13 protein-coding genes are annotated in these 14,712 nt (G+C 71.9%); 11 read left to right on the top strand and 2 right to left on the bottom strand.

All coding sequences use genetic code 11. The features are described 5' to 3' along the window. Positions 1–32: 32 nt before the first annotated feature. The 4 genes from C4J65_RS33530 to C4J65_RS33515 all read left to right on the top strand — a co-directional run bounded on the left by C4J65_RS33530 (position 33) and on the right by C4J65_RS33515 (position 3,662). On the top strand, positions 33–1,142 hold the full coding sequence (locus tag C4J65_RS33530; RefSeq protein ID WP_115745822.1) for a serine hydrolase domain-containing protein: 1,110 nt from the start codon (positions 33–35) through the stop codon (positions 1,140–1,142). Positions 1,143–1,211: 69 nt separating this feature from the next. Next, on the top strand, positions 1,212–2,426 hold the full coding sequence (locus C4J65_RS33525; RefSeq protein ID WP_115745821.1) for an MFS transporter: 1,215 nt from the start codon (positions 1,212–1,214) through the stop codon (positions 2,424–2,426). A gap of 71 nt (positions 2,427–2,497) precedes the next feature. Next, positions 2,498–3,079 carry a sugar O-acetyltransferase gene (locus tag C4J65_RS33520; protein WP_115745820.1) on the top strand — a complete coding sequence of 194 codons (582 nt, stop codon included), beginning with the start codon at positions 2,498–2,500 and terminating at the stop codon, positions 3,077–3,079. A gap of 10 nt (positions 3,080–3,089) precedes the next feature. Further along, positions 3,090–3,662, top strand: coding sequence for a TetR family transcriptional regulator (locus C4J65_RS33515; protein WP_115745819.1), 573 nt, complete (start codon positions 3,090–3,092; stop codon positions 3,660–3,662). 66 nt (positions 3,663–3,728) lie between these two features. Here C4J65_RS33515 and C4J65_RS33510 read toward each other — a convergent pair whose 3' ends face one another. Then, positions 3,729–5,027 carry a YeeE/YedE family protein gene (locus C4J65_RS33510; RefSeq protein WP_115745818.1) on the bottom strand — a complete coding sequence of 433 codons (1,299 nt, stop codon included), beginning with the start codon at positions 5,025–5,027 and terminating at the stop codon, positions 3,729–3,731. Between the two features lie 259 nt (positions 5,028–5,286). Further along, positions 5,287–7,200 carry a molecular chaperone HtpG gene (htpG, locus tag C4J65_RS33505; protein ID WP_115745817.1) on the bottom strand — a complete coding sequence of 638 codons (1,914 nt, stop codon included), beginning with the start codon at positions 7,198–7,200 and terminating at the stop codon, positions 5,287–5,289. A gap of 201 nt (positions 7,201–7,401) precedes the next feature. On the opposite strand from htpG, the gene C4J65_RS33500 reads away from it, so the two are divergent. The 7 genes from C4J65_RS33500 to C4J65_RS33470 all read left to right on the top strand — a co-directional run bounded on the left by C4J65_RS33500 (position 7,402) and on the right by C4J65_RS33470 (position 14,682). Continuing rightward, a complete protein-coding gene (locus tag C4J65_RS33500) occupies positions 7,402–8,277 on the top strand; it encodes an SGNH/GDSL hydrolase family protein (protein ID WP_115745816.1) in 876 nt (291 codons plus the stop codon). Between the two features lie 31 nt (positions 8,278–8,308). Beyond that, positions 8,309–9,265, top strand: coding sequence for a helix-turn-helix domain-containing protein (locus C4J65_RS33495; RefSeq protein ID WP_115745815.1), 957 nt, complete (start codon positions 8,309–8,311; stop codon positions 9,263–9,265). 134 nt (positions 9,266–9,399) lie between these two features. Further along, positions 9,400–10,398 (top strand): type I glyceraldehyde-3-phosphate dehydrogenase, encoded by a 999-nt coding sequence (gene gap / locus C4J65_RS33490; protein WP_115745814.1) that lies wholly within the window; start codon positions 9,400–9,402, stop codon positions 10,396–10,398. 49 nt (positions 10,399–10,447) lie between these two features. Continuing rightward, entirely contained in the window at positions 10,448–10,945 is a 498-nt protein-coding gene (locus C4J65_RS33485) for a peptidylprolyl isomerase (RefSeq protein WP_115745813.1), read from the top strand. 149 nt (positions 10,946–11,094) lie between these two features. Beyond that, entirely contained in the window at positions 11,095–12,573 is a 1,479-nt protein-coding gene (locus tag C4J65_RS33480; protein WP_115745812.1) for a glutamate-cysteine ligase family protein, read from the top strand. A 40-nt stretch (positions 12,574–12,613) separates the two neighbouring features. After that, entirely contained in the window at positions 12,614–13,447 is an 834-nt protein-coding gene (locus tag C4J65_RS33475; RefSeq protein WP_115745811.1) for a class II glutamine amidotransferase, read from the top strand. 296 nt (positions 13,448–13,743) lie between these two features. After that, a complete protein-coding gene (locus tag C4J65_RS33470) occupies positions 13,744–14,682 on the top strand; it encodes a TauD/TfdA family dioxygenase (protein WP_115745810.1) in 939 nt (312 codons plus the stop codon). Positions 14,683–14,712: the final 30 nt, after the last annotated feature.

Genomic DNA, 14,712 nt, shown 5'->3' with positions numbered 1-14,712 from the left:
CAGTCGGGCGGCCACGAACAGGGGGAAGACACATGCACCGCAAGCGCCTCGCCGCCGCAGTCCTGCTCGCCGCCGTGCTCACCGGGGCGCTCGCGCCCGCGGCGGCCGCCCACCCGGCCCACCGCCCCGACCCCGTGCAACGTCAACTGGACCTGCTCACCGCACGCGACGGCGTACCGGGGGCCCTCGCGTACGACGGCAGGACGACGCGCGCCTCGGGCGTCGCGGACCTGGACTCGGGCCGGCCGATGACCGACGAGCGGGGCCGGTTCCGGCTCGCCAGCGACACCAAGGCGTTCACCGCGACCGCGGTGCTGCGGCTGGTGGCGGACGGCCGCCTGGGCCTCGGCGACCGTGCGGGCTCCTACGTGCCGCAGCTGGCCGACAGCCCCATCACCGTACGGCAGTTGCTGAAGCAGACCAGCGGGCTGCCGGAGTACTCGGCGCTGGTGGACTGGACCCGGCCGGGGACGCCCGAGGAGTACCTGGCCCTGGCGCTCGACGCGGAGCCCGTCTTCGAGCCCGGCACGGACTGGGGCTACTCCAACACCAACTACCTGGTCCTCGGCATGGTGATCGACGAGGTGTCCGGGGTCGGCTTCCGCACATATGTGGAGCGCACGATCCTGCGCCCGCTGCACCTGGACGACACCTACTGGCCCGCGCCCGGCGAGCTGGGCCTGCGCGGCCCGCACGCCCGCAACTACGGCGTCCATCCCGCGCACCCGCAGGACGGCCGGGTGGACGTGACCGAGCTGCCCGGGTACGAGTTCGGCGCGTCCGGCGGCCTGGTGTCCACCCCCGTGGACCTCAACGCCTTCTGGGACGGTCTGTTCGGCGGCCGGCTGCTGCCCGGCTGGGCGGTGCGCCTGATGACGCGGGACACCACCGACATCGGAGGCCGCGACGTCTACCCGGCGGGCAGCCGCTACGGGTACGGCGTCGCCTCCATCCCGCTCAGCTGCGGCGGCGTCTACTGGGGCCACGGCGGCGACCTGCCCGGCGGTTCGGTGGGCGGCGGCCGGGCCACGGGCGGCCGGGGCACCGTGACCGTCTACACGACGACGTGGGCGGCCGAGGGTGCCAGCCTGCGTCATCTCCAGAGCGCCGTGGACGCGGCCCTGTGCGCCGAGCGGCGCTGACCACCTGTCCCCGGAGCGGGGACGACCGGGAGTGTACGTTCGTACACCCTGGCGGGTACGCTCCCGCGCATGACTGTTGACGTACTGCGCCGGCCCACCCCGGCCGATCGGCGGGCTCGCGTGGCCGTCGCCGTGCTGTTCTTCACCAACGGGGCCCTGTTCGCCAACCTGCTGCCGCGCTATCCGCAGATCAAGGCGGACCTGGGCATCGGGAACGCCGCCTACGGACTGGCCGTGGCGGCGTTCCCGGCGGGAGCCATCACGGCCGGGCTCGCGGCCGGGATCCTGGTACGCCGGTTCGGTTCGGCGCGGGTGGCGGTCGGCGGCACGCTGCTGACCGGGGTGGGCATCCTCGCCGCGGGCCTCGCCGACTCGGTGGCGGTGTTCGCGGGGGCCCTGTTCCTGGCGGGCGCGATGGACGCCTTCACCGATGTCGCGCAGAACGCCCACGGTCTGCGGGTGCAGCGCCGTTACGGACGTTCCGTCATCAACTCCTTCCACGCCGTGTGGTCCATCGGTGCCGTCACCGGCGGCTCCATGGCCGCCGCCGCCATCGCGCTCGACGTGTCGCGGGGCCCGCACCTGTCCGTCTCCGCCGTGGTGTTCGCGGTCGCGGCCTGCGTCGCCCTGCGCCACTGCCTGCCGGGCCCCGAGACCGAGGCGGAACCGGCCGCGGAGACCGGCGCCGAGGACTCCGCGCCGTCGCCGATCCGGGCGCCGGCGGTCGGCCTGCGCACCGGCTGGGTGCTGACCGCCCTCGTCCTCATCGCCATGGCCGGCACCCTCGTCGAGGACGCGGGCATGTCCTGGGCCACCCTCTACCTCTCCGACTCGCTGCACGCGACGGCGGCGCTGGCCGCGTCCGGGTATGTCGCCCTGGTCGGCGCGCAGTTCGCCGGCCGGATCGTCGGCGACCGGCTCGTGGACCGCTTCGGCCAGCGCGCGGTGGCCCGCTCCGGCGCCCTGATCGCCGCGGTCGGCATGGGCCTGGCGCTGGCCGTGCCGACGGTGCCCGGCACGGTCCTCGGATTCGCCGCGGCCGGGTTCGGGGTGGCGACGCTGGTCCCGGCGGCGATGCACGAGGCCGACGAACTGCCCGGCCTCAAGCCCGGTTCGGGCCTGACCCTCGTCTCCTGGCTGATGCGGCTCGGCTTCCTGCTCTCGCCGCCGGTCGTGGGGCTCGTCGCCGACGCGACGAGCCTGCGGGTGGGCCTCCTGGTGGTGCCGCTCGCGGGGTTCCTCGTGCTGCTGTGCGCCGGAGTGCTCCGGCCCAGGCGCGGCTGAGCCGTATCGCCGGGCCGCGCACTCCCCTCAGGAGTGTACGTTCGTACGCTTTCGGGGGTACGATCGGGCGCATGCCGACGGACCACTTCGCGGGCGACTCCCGCACCAACCTCGAACGCATGCTGGCGGGCGACCTGTACATCGCCGACGATCCGGAGATCGCCCGCAGGCAGCAGCAGGCCGTGCGGCTGGCGGCCCGCTACCAGGCGGCCTACGCGGAGGACGCGGAGGCGGCGCGACCGCTGCTCGCGGAACTGCTCGGCTCCCTGGGCGCCGAGGCCCATGTGCGGCCTCCGCTGTACGTCGACTACGGCAGCAACATCAGGGTCGGGGCGCGCACCTTCGTCAACTACAACCTGACGGCGCTGGACGTCGCGGCGATCACCATCGGCGAGGACTGCCAGATCGGGCCGAACGTCCAGTTGCTGACCCCGACGCACCCCCTGGAACCCGGACCCCGGCGGGACAAGCTGGAGGCCGCCCGCCCGATCGTCATCGGCGACAACGTCTGGCTGGGCGGCGGCACCATCGTGCTGCCGGGCGTGACCATCGGGGACAACGCGGTGATCGGCGCGGGCGCGGTCGTCACGAAGGACGTGCCGGCGAACGTCGTGGCGGTCGGCAACCCTGCCCGGCCGGTGCGGAACGTGTAAGTCTGCTCCCATGGCAACCGGACACACGGATCCGCAGCGGCGGGAGCGCATCCTCGCGGCCACCCTCGACCTGATCGCCGAGGAGGGCATCGCACGCGTCTCCCACCGCAGGATCGCGCAGCGCGCGGGGGTACCGCTCGGCTCGATGACGTACCACTTCAGCGGCATCGAGCAGCTGCTGCGGGAGGCGTTCGGCCGGTTCACCGACCACATCGTCGCGGTGTTCGACGAGCACCTCGGCGCCGCCGCCGACCGCGACCAGGCGCGGGAGGCGGTGGCCGACCTGGTGCACGAGCTGTCCGAGGACAGCCAGCGGGACCTGGTGCTCACCCAGGAGCTGTACACGCTCGCCGCGCGCCGGCCGGCCTACCGGGAGCTGACCCACGAGTGGATGCGCCGCAGCCGCGTCCATCTGGAGAAGCACTTCGACCCGGACACGGCCCGTCAGCTGGACGCCCTCATCGAGGGCCTGACGCTGCACCGTGCCCTGGCCCGTGAGCCGCACGGCCGTGCCCTCACCCTGGAGGCCATCGCCCGGATCACCACCACGGACCGGCCCGCCCCGGACCGGCCGGTCCCCTAGGGAAACGGCGCCCCCAGCAGCCCGTGCGGCGCGGGCCTGACCCCCGTGCCGCACGGGCATCCCCCGTCAGCAGACGCCGTCGCCCGGCTTCGGGTTGCCCAGGCCGAACAGGGGCCGCAGTTTGAGACCCACCCAGGTGCCGGCCAGGGCGAAGGCGCCCCACAGCCAGCCGCTGAGGCTGCCCGAGGCGATGCCCGCCAGGTAGGCGCCGATGTTGCAGCCGCCGGCCAGCCGGGCGCCGATGCCCATCAGCACGCCGCCGAGCACCGCCGCGACGGCGGTACGCCACGGGATGCCCCGGTGCAGCGCCCAGGTGCCGCCGAGCGAGGCGGCGACGGCCGCGCCGACCATGATGCCGATGTCGGTGAGGCTGGTCTTGTCGGCGAGCACCGGACCGGCCAGCATCTCGGCGTTGCCGGGCCGCTGCCACCAGGTCCAGTTCTCCGGGTGGCCGCCGAGCGCGCCGACCAGCTCCGAGCCCCAGAGGCTGAAGGCACTGGTAATTCCCCAGGCGCCGCCGGAGACCAGCAGGACGCCCGCGCCGAGCACGGCCAGCGCGAGGGCGCCGACGGCGAGCGGCCAGGACCCTCGGACGGCACGGACGGCCGCCCGGCGTGCCGAGGGCACGGCGCCCAGCGGCGGCGGGTTGCGCCGGGCCTGGACGCGTCGGCTGACCAGCACCACGAGAAGCAGCGCGCCGATCGTCACGGCCCAGGAGCCGAACCAGCCGATGTGCTCGGACAGCACGACGGGCTGCCAGGCCGGGAGGTCCTTCCACAGGTCGAACTGCCAGGCGGCCAGCGTGGCCCCGGCGACGAAGCCGCCCAGGGTCAGCACGATCGAGGTCTGTCCCGAGCCGACCGCGAACAGGGTGCCCGAGGCGCAGGCTCCGCCGAGTTGCATGCCGATCGCGAAGAGCGCCGAACCGGCGAACAGGCCGACGCCGATCGGCCCGGCGGACGGCGCGGGCTGGGAGCCGAACAGCCCGGTCTCCGTGCCGATGAGCAGCGCGAACAGGGTGGCCGTGGTGCCCAGCAGCAGGGCGTGCGCCCGCAGCCCGGAGCCGTTGCCGACGGCGACCAGCCGTCGCCAGGCGGAGGTGAACCCGAAGCGGGAGTGGAAGAGGGCGACGCCCAGGCCGAGGCCGAGCAGGAGCAGCACGCCGGGCTTGGCGCCGTGCGCGGACCACACGTACGCGGTCAGGGCGGCGGCGAGCAGCCCGGACACGACGAGCGGCGCCCGTCGCACCGGCGGAAGGGGCGGTGCCGCGGGCCGGGCCGAGGAGGTGGGCGAGGGGGAGAACAGGGCCGCGGGTGCGCGTGGCGGCGCGGCCGGGGCGGACCCGGCCGGAGGTGCGGTGGTCACGGAAGAATCTCCGGGGTGGTGTGCACGGGGACGGCGGACGCGGGCGGGCCGGCGGCGCGGGGAGCGCGGCCGGTCCGGCGGGTCAGCGGCGACAGAGGCCGTCGTCGACGCACCACGCCGAGCACGCGAAGAGCGCGAGGCACAGCAGCGGAGCCGATGCATACATGCGTACGAATATACGGAAGAGCCTGCTCCGCATGCCACGCCGTCTCGCCATGCGGATGGCGGGACGGCGTGGAGTGCGTGTCCTTCCGGCCGGTTACAGGGTGCGCTCCAGACGGTCCGCCATCAGCTGCACGAACCGGGCGGGCTCCTTGGGGCGGCCACCCTCGGCGAGCACCGCGAGGGCGTGCAGCAGTTCGGCGGTCTCGGTCAGCTCCGCGCGGTCCCGCCGGTCGGTCCAGGCCCGGTTCAGGGTCTTCACCAGCTGGTGCTCCGGGTTGAGCTCCAGGATCCGCTTGGCGCTCGGCACCTCCTGGCCCATCGCCCGGTACATGTTCTCCAGGGCCGGCGTCAGCTCACCCGCGTCGGAGACGACGCACGCCGGGGAGACGGTGAGGCGGGAGGAGAGGCGCACCTCCTTGACGTCCTCGCCCAGGTGCTCGGTCATCCAGCCGAGCAGCCCGGCGTACTCCTCGCCCTGCTTCTCCTTCTCGGCCTCGCTCTTCTCCTCCTCGGTGCCGGAGAGGTCGATCTCGCCCTTGGCCACCGAGCGCAGCGTCCTGCCCTCGTACTCCCCCACCGCGTCGACCCAGACCTCGTCGACGGCGTCGGTGAGCAGGAGGACCTCGACGCCCTTGGCCCGGAACGCCTCCATGTGCGGGGAGTTCTCGATGGCCTGCCGGGACTCGCCCGTCATGTAGTAGATGTCGTCCTGACCGTCCTTCATCCGCTCCACGTAGTCCTTGAGCGCGGTGGGCTCGTCGGCGTCGTGGGTGGAGGGGAACGAGCAGGCGGCGAGGATCGCGTCCCGGTTCTCGGAGTCGGTCACCAGGCCTTCCTTGAGGACCGCGCCGAACTCGCGCCAGAAGGTGGCGTAGCGCTCCGGCGCCGACGTCCTGAGGTCCTTGACCGTGGAGAGGACCTTCTTCGTCAGCCTGCGCTGGATCATGCGGATGTGGCGGTCCTGCTGGAGGATCTCGCGGGAGACGTTCAGCGAGAGGTCCTGCGCGTCGACGACGCCCTTGACGAAGCGGAGGTGGGGCGGCAGCAGTTCCTCGCAGTCGTCCATGATGAAGACGCGCTTCACATAGAGCTGGACGCCGCGCTGGTAGCCCTGGGTGAACAGGTCGTGCGGGGCGTGCGAGGGCACGAAGAGCAGGGCCTGGTACTCGAAGGTGCCCTCAGCCTGGAGCCGGATCGTCTCCAGCGGGTCGCGCCAGTCGTGGGCGATGTGCTTGTACAGCTCGTGGTACTCGTCGTCGGACACCTCGTCGCGCGGGCGCGCCCACAGGGCCTTCATCGAGTTGAGCGTCTCGGCCTCGCGGGCCTCGGCGCCGTCGCCGTCGCCTTCGGCAGCCGGCTCCGGCAGCAGGCGGACCGGCCAGGTGATGAAGTCCGAGTACCGCTTGACGATCTCCTTGATCTTCCACGCGGAGGTGTAGTCGTGCAGCTGGTTCTCGGCGTCGGCCGGCTTGAGGTGCAGCGTGACCGCGGTGCCCTGCGGGGCCTCGCCGATCCGCTCCAGGGTGTACGTGCCCTCGCCGCGGGAGGTCCACCGGGTGCCCTCGGTCTCTCCGGCGTGGCGGGTGACCAGGGTGACCTCGTCCGCCACCATGAAGCCCGAGTAGAAGCCGACGCCGAACTGGCCGATGAGGCCGTCGGCCCCGGCCGCGTCCTTGGCCTCCCGCAGTTCCTCCAGGAACTTGGCTGTACCCGAGTTGGCGATCGTGCCGATCAGCCGGGTGACCTCCTCGTACGACATGCCGATGCCGTTGTCCCGCACGGTCAGGGTGCGGGCGTCCTGGTCGACCTCCAACTCGATGTGCAGGTCGCTCACGTCGGCGCCCGGAGCGTCGTCGCGCAGGGCGGCCAGGCGCAGCTTGTCCAGCGCGTCGGAGGCGTTGGAGACGAGCTCGCGCAGGAAGACATCCTTGTTCGAGTAGACGGAGTGAATCATCAGCTGGAGCAGCTGACGTGCCTCTACCTGGAACTCAAACGTTTCGGTCGTCATGGCTGGTGAGTACCTCACAGGTCCACGGAATCGTCTGCACTGGTGCGAACGACAACTCTAGAACAGCGCGGGCGGCCGTCGGCGCGGCCGGACGACGAGAAGTTCGGTCAACAGCGTTGACTTCAATTCAACGGCCCTGCACATTACTTAAAAGTAGAACCGCCCGGTAACCCCGCCGCCCCCTCCCGGAAGAGAGAGCACATGCCGAAGCCCGCCCTTCGCCGTGTCATGACCGCGACAACTGCCGCTCTCGGCGCGCTCGCCCTCGGCCTCACGGACACCACCGCGCACGCCACACCCGCCACCCTCGACTACGTGGCTCTCGGCGACAGTTACAGTGCCGGATCGGGCGTCCTGCCCATCGACCTCACCAACCTGCTCTGTCTGCGCTCGACGGCCAACTACCCCCACGTCATCGCGGATGCGACGGGCGCCCGGCTCAAGGACGTCACCTGCGGCGCCGCGCAGACCGCGGACTTCACGCAGGCCCAGTACCCGGGCGTCGCCCCCCAGTTGGACGCGCTCGGCACCGGCACGGACCTGGTCACACTCACCATCGGCGGCAACGACAACAGCACGTTCATCAACGCCATCACGGCCTGCGGCACGGCGGGCGTCCTCAGCGGCGGGAAGGGCAGCCCCTGCAAGGACAAGCACGGCACCTCCTTCGACGACGAGATCGAGGCCAACACGTACCCCGCGCTCAAGGCCGCGCTGCGCGACGTCCGCGCCAGGGCTCCCCGGGCCCGGGTGGCGGCGCTCGGCTATCCGTGGATCACACCGGCCACCGCCGACCCGTCCTGCTTCCTGAAGCTGCCCGTCGCCGCCGGTGACGTGCCCTACCTGCGGGACATCCAGGCGCACCTCAACGACGCGGTCCGGCGTGCCGCCGAGGAGACCGGCGCCACCTACGTGGACTTCTCCGGGGTGTCCGACGGCCACGACGCCTGCGAGGCCCCCGGTACCCGCTGGATCGAGCCGCTGCTGTTCGGCAGCAGCATCGTGCCCGTCCACCCCAACGCCCTCGGCGAGCGGCGCATGGCCGAGCACACGATGGGCGTCCTCGGTCTGCGCTGAGCCCCGGTCACTCCCCGCGTACGCTCTTCCCGTGCCGTCCTCCCGCCTGCGCCGCGTAGCCGTCCTCGTCCTGGAGGGCGCGAAACCCCTCGACGTCGGCATTCCGGCGCAGGTCTTCACGACGCGCGCGAGCATGCCGTACGAGGTACGGGTGTGCGGCGCGGCGCCCGGCCTGGTGACCGGCGGTGACGGCCTGTCGTACCACGTCGCCCACGGCCTCGACACCCTGGCGTGGGCCGACGTGGTCTTCCTCCCCGGTTACCGCTCCCCCGACGTCGAGGACCCGCCGCGGACCGTCCTCGACGCGCTGACGGCGGCCCACGACCGGGGCGCGCGGCTCGCCGCCATCTCCACCGGCGCGTTCGCGCTCGCCGCCACGGGCCTGCTCGACGGCAGGCGGGCCACCACCCACTGGCACTACACCCGGGCGCTCGCGGCGAAGCACCCGGACGTGCGGGTCGACGAGAACGTGCTGTTCGTGGACGAGGGCAGCGTCCTCACGTCCGCGGGCGCCGCCTCCGGCATCGACCTGTGCCTGCACATCCTGCGCGGCGACCTCGGGGTGGCCGCGTCGAACCACGCGGCCCGGCGCCTGGTGGCGGCCCCCTACCGCAGCGGCGGTCAGGCCCAGTACGTGCCGCGCAGCGTTCCGGAGCCGCTCGGCGAGCGGTTCGCCGCCACCCGCGAGTGGGCACTGCGCCGGCTCGGTGAGCCGCTCACCCTGGAGGCACTGGCCCGGCACGCGGCGGTGTCGGCGCGCACCCTCTCCCGGCGCTTCGTCGAGGACACCGGATACACCCCCATGCAATGGATCATGCGGGCCCGTATCGACCGGGCCCGTGAGCTGCTCGAACGCTCCGAGCGCGGCGTCGAGCAGATCGCCGCCGACGTGGGCCTCGGCACCGGCGCCAACCTGCGGCTGCACTTCCAGCGCATCCTCGGCACCACACCCAGCGAGTACCGGCGTACCTTCGCCCGGGGCGAGTAGCCGGGCGGCGCGCGGACCCCGCCGCCTGGCGTGATCCTTTCGAACCGTGGCACTCACGCCGCTGCCACCGGTACCCGGCGTGCGCGAGCCTGGTGGCGAAGGACCTGGTGGCGAAACGAAGGGACACACCACTCATGACTCGCATCGGCATCAACGGATTCGGCCGCATCGGGCGCAACGTGCTGCGCGCACTGCTCGAACGCGACACGAAGCTCGAGGTCGTCGCCGTCAACGACCTCACGGAGCCCGCCACCCTGGCCCGTCTGCTCGCCTTCGACTCGACGGCCGGCCGGCTCGGCCGCCCGGTGACGGTCGACGGGGACACCCTGGTCGTCGACGGGCACCGCATCAAGGTGCTCGCCGAGCGCGAGCCGGCCCGGCTGCCCTGGGCCGAGCTGGGCGTCGACCTCGTGCTGGAGGCGACCGGCCGCTTCACCTCGGCCGACGCCGCCCGCGCCCACCTCACCGCGGGCGCGCGGAAGGTCCTGGTCAGCGCGCCGTCGAGCGGTGCCGACGTGACGCTCGCGTACGGCGTGAACACCGACGCCTACGACCCGGCCGCACACACGATCGTCTCCAACGCCTCCTGCACCACCAACGCCCTCGCGCCGCTGGCCGCGGTGCTGGACGAGCTGGCCGGCATCGAGCACGGCTTCATGACGACGGTGCACGCCTACACGCAGGAGCAGAACCTCCAGGACGGCCCGCACCGCGATCCGCGCCGCGCCCGCGCCGCCGGGGTGAACATCGTGCCGACCACGACGGGCGCCGCCAAGGCGATCGGCCTGGTGCTGCCGGGCCTGGACGGCAAGCTGTCGGGCGACTCGATCCGCGTGCCGGTCCCGGTGGGTTCGATCGTCGAGCTGAACACCACCGTCGCCCGCGACGTGACGCGCGAGGACGTGCTGGCCGCCTACCGCGCCGCCGCCGAGGGCCCGCTCGCCGGTGTGCTGGAGTACTCGGAGGACCCGCTGGTCTCGTCCGACATCACCGGCAACCCGGCCTCGTCGATCTTCGACTCGGCGCTGACCCGTGTGGAGGGCCGTCACATCAAGGTGGTCGCCTGGTACGACAACGAGTGGGGCTTCTCCAACCGCGTGATCGACACCCTCGGGCTGCTCGCCACACGCTGAACGGGCAGCCGGTTCGGCATCACCGGGGGTCACAGGTCACAATGGTGCGATGAGCAATTCCAAGGTTTACTTCGACATCGACATCGCCGGCCAGGATGCGGGCCGCATCGTCTTCGAACTCTTCGAGGACGTCACCCCCAAGACCGCCAGGAACTTCATCGAGCTGGCCACCGGCGAGCACGGCTTCGGCTACGCCGGTTCCCCGTTCCACCGTGTGATCCCGCAGTTCATGCTCCAGGGCGGTGACTTCACCAACGGCAACGGCACCGGGGGCAAGAGCATCTACGGCGAGAAGTTCGCGGACGAGAACTTCCAGCTGAAGCACACCGAGCCGTACCTCCTGTCCATGGCGAACGCGGGCCCGAACACCAACGGCTCGCAGTTCTTCATCACCACCGTCGTCACCTCGTGGCTGGACGGCAAGCACGTCGTCTTCGGCAAGGTCGTCGAGGGCACGGACGTGGTCGACAAGATCGAGGGCTACGGCTCCTCGCCCGCGGGCAAGACCTCCAAGGAGATCAAGGTACGCGCGTCCGGCAAGCTGTAGGGCCTGATCGGCCCTACGCGGACCTGAACCCCGCGGGGCCCGTCGCACACCGTGCGGCGGGCCCCGTTCCGTCCCGTCTGGTGGGGTGCGCCGGGTGGTGCGACGCTGGGGTGGAGGAGCGTCCGAGGAAGGCAACCCCGGGAGGACCGATGGGACGGGACGTCCCGGCGCTGGTCTTCACCCGCGAGGACCGCCGCCGCTACCGGATCAAGATGCAGGAGTGCCTGGAGGCCTTCGCGCAGATGCTGCGCGAGTCCCGGTTCGAGACCGAGCGGCCCCAGGTCGGCCTGGAGATCGAGCTGAACCTGGTCGACGACCGGGGCGAACCGGCGATGCGCAACAGCGACGCCCTCGAAGCGATCGCGGATCCCGCCTGGTCCACCGAGCTGGGCCGGTTCAACCTGGAGATCAACATACCGCCCCGGCAGCTGACGGCGGGCGGCCCCGACGCCTGGGAGACGGAGATCCGCGCCGCCCTGAACCACGCCGAGGACCGCGCCGCGTCGGTCGGCGCCCATCTGATCATGGTCGGCACCCTGCCCACGCTGCGCCAGTCGGACGTGGGCGAGGCGGCCCTGTCGGAGAATCCTCGCTACCGGCTGCTCAACGACCAGGTGTTCGCCGCCCGGGGCGAGGACCTGCACATCGAGGTGGACGGCGTCGACCGCCTGCGGACCTACGCGGACACGATCACGCCCGAGGCCGCCTGCACCAGCACCCAGTTCCACCTCCAGGTCGCCCCGGAGGAGTTCCCCGACTACTGGAACGCGGCCCAGGCCGTCGCCGGTGTCCAGGTCGCCCTCGCGGCCAACTCGCCCTTCCTGCTCGGCAAGGAACTGTGGCACGAGAGCCGCATCCCGCTGTTCGAGCAGGCCACCGACACCCGGCCGCAGGAGATCAAGGCCCAGGGGGTCAGGCCGCGGGTGTGGTTCGGGGAGCGCTGGATCAACAGCGTCTTCGACCTGTTCGAGGAGAACCTCCGCTACTTCCCGGCGCTGCTGCCGCTGTGCGACGAGCAGGATCCCGCCGAGACCCTCGACCGCGGCGACATCCCGGAACTGGGCGAACTCACCCTCCACAACGGCACCATCTACCGCTGGAACCGGCCCGTCTACGCCGTCGCCCACGACAAGCCGCACGTCCGCGTCGAGAACCGCGTCCTGCCGGCCGGCCCGACCGTCGCCGACACCCTCGCCAACGGCGCCTTCTACTACGGGCTCACCCGTGCCCTGGTGGAGGAGGAGCGGCCGGTGTGGTCGCGGATGTCCTTCTCGGTGGCCGAGGACAACCTGCACACCGCCGCCCGGCACGGCATCGAGGCACACCTGTACTGGCCCGGCGTGGGCGAGGTGACGGTGCCCGAACTGGTCCTGCGCCGGCTGCTGCCGCTGGCGCACCGGGGCCTGGAGCTGTCGGGCATGGACTCGGCCTGGCGGGAGCCGCTGCTCGGCATCATCGAGCAGCGGTGCGTCACCGGCCGCAACGGCGCGGTGTGGCAGAAGGAGATGTTCCACCACATCGACGCCGGTGTCCGGCCGGGCCGCCACGAGGCGCTGCGCCGGATGACCCAGCAGTACATGGACTACATGCACCTCAACGCCCCGGTCCACACCTGGCCGGTCGACTGACGTCCGGGGCACGGCAGACCACCAGGGAGGCGACGGAGCGATGTGCCGATGGCTCGCCTACTCGGGGACACCCGTCCTTCTGGAGTCCCTGCTCTACCAGCCCGAGCACTCACTCATCGACCAGAGCCTGCACGCCCGCATGGGCGTCGAGACGACCAACGGTGACGGGTTCGGCGTCGGCTGGTTCGGGCCGGAGATGCATACCCCCGCCATCGTCCGGGAGGTCGGACCGGCCTGGAGCAACCGCAATCTGCGGGAGATCGCGAGCCATGTCCGCTCACCCCTGTTCTTCGCGCACATCCGGGCGTCGACGGGCAGCCCGGTGCAGCAGACCAACTGCCATCCGTTCCGCCACGGCCGGTGGATGTGGATGCACAACGGCGCGATCGCCGAGTTCCACCGGCTGCGCCGGGACCTCGCGCTGGCCGTCGATCCGCGGCTCTTCCTCGACATCGAGGGATCGACGGACTCGGAGATGATGTTCTACCTGGCGCTCACGCTCGGCCTGGAGGACGACCCTCCCGCCGCCGTGGCCCGGATGGCCGGACTGGTGGAGGAGATCGGCCATGAACACGGCGTGGAGTTCCCCCTGCAGATGACGGTCGCCGTCACCGACGGGCGCCGGCTGTGGGCCTTCCGCTACTCCAGCCAGGCCCAGTCGCGGTCGCTCTACTACAGCAGCCGGGTGGAGAGCCTGCGCGCGCTGCATCCCGGACTGCCCTTCCTCAAGGAGGCGTCCGACAGCACCCGTCTGATCGTGTCGGAGCCCCTGGGCGACCTGCCCGGCGTGTGGAACAAGGTGCCCGAGGGCAGCTACGGCGTCGTCCGGCCGGAGGGGGACGAACTGCTCCCGTTCGCTCCCCTGGCTGCGTGATCCCATTGACACGGGCGCGGAAAGATCACACAATCGGCTCCATGACCACATACCGGTTCGGCACCACGGCGGAGTGTCCCCGCGTGCCCGAGCGGACCGGCTGTGAGCGTTCCGGCCTTTAACGGCCTTCTCCGCACCGACCGTCCGACGCCCGTCGCGTCGTAGCCCGTCGGCATTCCCTCCGGTCCACGGCCCGGAGCACCCGTAGCACCCTCCGTTCCCCGGCCGTTCGGCGTGGCCTCGTGCCGCGCCCGGGCCGGATTGCACGCGTACCGTCATACAAGGGGAGGACTCCCATGTCCGTCACGTCCGTCGGTCCGAGCACCGTCCTGCGGGAAGCACGCATCCCGGGGGACGGAATGTACGAGGGCCGGCGCACGCTGCGCCGGCTGCCCGAGGGCTGGGAGGAACGGCCCTACGAGCACTTCGAGGTCGTCCCTCAGGCTCGCACCATCGGCGCGGAGATCCGCGGAGCCGACCTCTCCCGCCCGCTCCCGCCCGCCCTGCGCGAGGAGTTGAACCGCGCCCTGCTGGAGTGGAAGGTGCTGTTCTTCCGCGGCGCGCACCTCACTTCCGACCAGCAGCGCGACTTCGCACGCAACTGGGGAGCGCTGGAGACCAACCCGCTGCTCACCGCAGGTTCCAGCGACGACGTCGTCCGGTTCGACAAGGGCGACGAGGCCGTGCCGACGTACGAGAACGTGTGGCACACGGACGTCACCTTCCGCGAACGGCCCGCGCTCGGCGCGGTGCTGCAACTGCGCGAGGTGCCGCCGTTCGGCGGCGACACCATGTGGGCGGACATGGCCGCGGCCTACGACAACCTGCCCCGAGAGGTGAGGGAGCGCATCGACGGCGCCCTGGCCGTCCACGACTTCGTCCCCGGCTTCGCGCGGTTCTACGGACCCGAGCGGCTGCTGCCGCACCAGGACCTCCTCCCGCCCGTGGAGCATCCCGTCGTGCGCACCCACCCGGAGACGGGGCGGCGCATGCTCTTCGTCAACGTCTCGTTCACCACCCGTATCACCGGCATGGACCGCGACGAGAGCGACCGGCTGCTGCGGTTCCTCTTCCAGCAGGCGCACGTGCCCGAGTACCAGGTCCGCTGGCGCTGGCAGCCCGGCGACGTCGCCTTCTGGGACAACCGGGCCACCCAGCACTACGCGGTGGGTGACTACGGGTCCGAGCGTCGGGTCGCCGAACGCGTCGCCGTCGAGGGCGACCGGCCCTTCTGATCCGCGCGCACGGGGGCCGGAGGCGGCACT

Origin of the sequence: Streptomyces sp. CB09001 (assembly GCF_003369795.1) — a bacterium.
Lineage (GTDB): Bacteria > Actinomycetota > Actinomycetes > Streptomycetales > Streptomycetaceae > Streptomyces.
This window is presented reverse-complemented; position numbering and strand designations above follow the sequence as displayed.

What these genes read in the sequence shown, in the direction of transcription:
- C4J65_RS33475 (WP_115745811.1), top strand. Translation starts at nt 12,614, where the DNA reads ATGTGCCGATGGCTCGCCTACTCGGGGACACCCGTCCTTCTGGAGTCC.
- C4J65_RS33530 (WP_115745822.1), top strand. Translation starts at nt 33, where the DNA reads ATGCACCGCAAGCGCCTCGCCGCCGCAGTCCTGCTCGCCGCCGTGCTC.
- C4J65_RS33470 (WP_115745810.1), top strand. Translation starts at nt 13,744, where the DNA reads ATGTCCGTCACGTCCGTCGGTCCGAGCACCGTCCTGCGGGAAGCACGC.
- C4J65_RS33480 (WP_115745812.1), top strand. Translation starts at nt 11,095, where the DNA reads ATGGGACGGGACGTCCCGGCGCTGGTCTTCACCCGCGAGGACCGCCGC.
- C4J65_RS33500 (WP_115745816.1), top strand. Translation starts at nt 7,402, where the DNA reads ATGCCGAAGCCCGCCCTTCGCCGTGTCATGACCGCGACAACTGCCGCT.
- htpG (WP_115745817.1), bottom strand. Translation starts at nt 7,200, where the DNA reads ATGACGACCGAAACGTTTGAGTTCCAGGTAGAGGCACGTCAGCTGCTC.
- C4J65_RS33520 (WP_115745820.1), top strand. Translation starts at nt 2,498, where the DNA reads ATGCCGACGGACCACTTCGCGGGCGACTCCCGCACCAACCTCGAACGC.
- gap (WP_115745814.1), top strand. Translation starts at nt 9,400, where the DNA reads ATGACTCGCATCGGCATCAACGGATTCGGCCGCATCGGGCGCAACGTG.
- C4J65_RS33525 (WP_115745821.1), top strand. Translation starts at nt 1,212, where the DNA reads ATGACTGTTGACGTACTGCGCCGGCCCACCCCGGCCGATCGGCGGGCT.
- C4J65_RS33515 (WP_115745819.1), top strand. Translation starts at nt 3,090, where the DNA reads ATGGCAACCGGACACACGGATCCGCAGCGGCGGGAGCGCATCCTCGCG.
- C4J65_RS33485 (WP_115745813.1), top strand. Translation starts at nt 10,448, where the DNA reads ATGAGCAATTCCAAGGTTTACTTCGACATCGACATCGCCGGCCAGGAT.